The organism is Pseudemcibacter sp., assembly GCF_965661635.1.
In the GTDB taxonomy this organism is placed as follows: domain Bacteria; phylum Pseudomonadota; class Alphaproteobacteria; order Sphingomonadales; family Emcibacteraceae; genus Pseudemcibacter.
Genome location: NZ_CBFIEP010000051.1, coordinates 1 through 2,220, shown reverse-complemented (window position 1 = coordinate 2,220; position 2,220 = coordinate 1). Strand labels below are relative to the sequence as shown.

The following is a 2,220-nucleotide window of genomic DNA, read 5'->3' as shown; positions in this document are numbered from 1 at the left end:
AAGTTGGGTCAACTTGGTTAAGTAGAATAAGAATTGCCATAGATAAAACCTTTAAATGTTTAAAAATTTATATCATAATTCCGTCCAATAGGTAGGGTTTTAACGTATAAAAATATATTTTAAAATTCATAACGTATTAGTTTATTATTTTTGAATATATAAGGAATGATGCGTGGTAAAGGCACAACCTTTAAAATGCATTTTCCCATTATCAATGAAATGTAAATAAAAAACCCGCTAAAGAAGACTTTAGCGGGTTTGAAACATTTGTTCCCAGTTTATATTATCGGGGAAGATAATATATGTATTTTTATTATTCCTTTACGATTACTTACTCATTATCTTTTTAATTCATTAGGGCGCGGACTTCTGCGCGGAGGTTATCGATGGAAACGAGATTGTCGTTTACTTCGATGTTCCAGTATGTCCAGCCATTGCAGCTTGGTGCGCCTTGTACTTTAGCGCCGACCTGATGGATGGATCCTTTATTATCGGCGCTGATTAGTGTGCCGTCGGCGCGTACCTTTGCCATGTGACGTTTGTTTGGTCCATAAAGCATTGTTCCAGGCTTAATCATGCCGTTATCAATCAGAGTTCCAAAAGCGACACGTGGTAGCGAACGTTTTGCGGGTGTTACTTCGAGTTCTTCATCGCCAAGCGGCTCTATAGCGTTAATGCGGTTGGTGGCAAGCGAGATATATTTATCTTCGCGTTCACAGCCGATGAAATGACGACCAATGCGTTTTGCAACGGCGCCCGTTGTGCCGCTGCCGAAGAAGGGGTCAAGGACAACGTCGCCTTTATTGGTCGATGACAGAAGAACGCGGTAAAGAAGTGCTTCTGGTTTTTGAGTGCTATGGCCTTTATGGCCGTTTACCTTAAGACGTTCTTTTCCTGAGCAAATTGGCAACGTCCAATCAGAACGCATTTGAACATCGTCGTTAAAGGCTTTCATGGCTTCATAGTTAAAGGTGTATTTATTAAATCCTTCGCCCTTATTGCACCAAAGAAGCGTTTCATGGGCATTGGTAAAGCGCGTGCCGCGAAAATTAGGCATTGGGTTGGTTTTACGCCAAACAATGTCATTTAGCACCCAATATCCAATATCTTGAAGGATGGAACCAACGCGGTAAATGTTATGGTATGAGCCGATCACCCAAATTGTACCGCTGTCTTTAAGAACACGTCTGGCAGCCGTTAGCCATTCACGTGTGAATTTGTCATAAACATCAAAGCCGGCGAATTGATCCCACTCGTCATTTACAGCGTCGACGTGTGAATTATCCGGACGATGAAGTTCGCCTTTAAGTTGCATATTATAGGGAGGATCAGCAAAGATTACGTCCACTGATTTCTCAGGTAAGCTGTTCATCAGTTCAATACAATCACCTTTAAGGATCGTATTAATGGGTAATTCGGTATGGTTCTTTTTCCCAGCCGTTTTTCTTTTTGTTTTTTTCATGCCATTCGCTTCTTGTTTTTATTATTATAAAGTGGTTATGACAGGAATCATGAGTCATTTGGCGAATCACGTCAAGTATTTTTTTATGTGGAATCAGTCATTTAAGGGGTGTTGTTGAGCCATTAGGTTACGAACTGGCGCAAATGACTTTCGGTGAAAACGACTCGGACCCACTAGATTTAGTGCTTCCATATGCATCTTGGTACCATATCCAGAATTTTGATTCCAACCATATTCTGGATGCATTTCATGCAATTTTTTCATTAATAAATCGCGTTTTTCTTTGGCAATTATCGATGCTGCCGCGATTGAAACGGACTTTTGGTCCCCTTTTATGATGGCCGACGCGGGTGCGTCGAATTGGGGAAGTCGGTTTCCATCTACCAGAATATGATCTACTTTTCGGGGTAAATTTGCGACCGCGCGATGCATCGCGAGCATGGTTGCATGCAGGATATTAAGCTCATCAATCTCTTCTAAACTTGCCTCACCGAAAGCGCATTCTGCGGTGGCGAGTATCTCTTTTGAAATAAGGGCACGTTTTTTAGCACTCAACTTTTTTGAATCGTTTAAGCTGTGGGGAATATTTCCAGGATCAAGGAGGACGGCAGCCGTAACCACCGGGCCGGCAAGGGGGCCACGCCCCACCTCATCAACACCGCAAATAATTGCGTCTGGTGCGCCTAATGAACGTTCAATATCAAAGCTAGGTATTTTCAAATCAGTGGTTTTTTTCATAAAGGGACTATAATCTTGGT

Annotated in this window: 2 protein-coding genes; both read right to left on the bottom strand. The window is 42.0% G+C overall.

What is annotated here, in order from left to right:
* Positions 1 to 346: 346 nt before the first annotated feature.
* Entirely contained in the window at positions 347 to 1,462 is a 1,116-nt protein-coding gene (locus ACTF6W_RS03875; RefSeq protein WP_438993227.1) for a site-specific DNA-methyltransferase, read from the bottom strand.
* A gap of 93 nt (positions 1,463 to 1,555) precedes the next feature.
* Entirely contained in the window at positions 1,556 to 2,200 is a 645-nt protein-coding gene (locus ACTF6W_RS03870) for a ribonuclease HII (RefSeq protein WP_438993228.1), read from the bottom strand.
* Positions 2,201 to 2,220 lie beyond the last annotated feature (20 nt).

Coding starts and splice junctions, on each gene's coding strand:
- ACTF6W_RS03870 (WP_438993228.1), bottom strand. CDS start 2,200: ATGAAAAAAACCACTGATTTGAAAATACCTAGCTTTGATATTGAACGT.
- ACTF6W_RS03875 (WP_438993227.1), bottom strand. CDS start 1,462: ATGAAAAAAACAAAAAGAAAAACGGCTGGGAAAAAGAACCATACCGAA.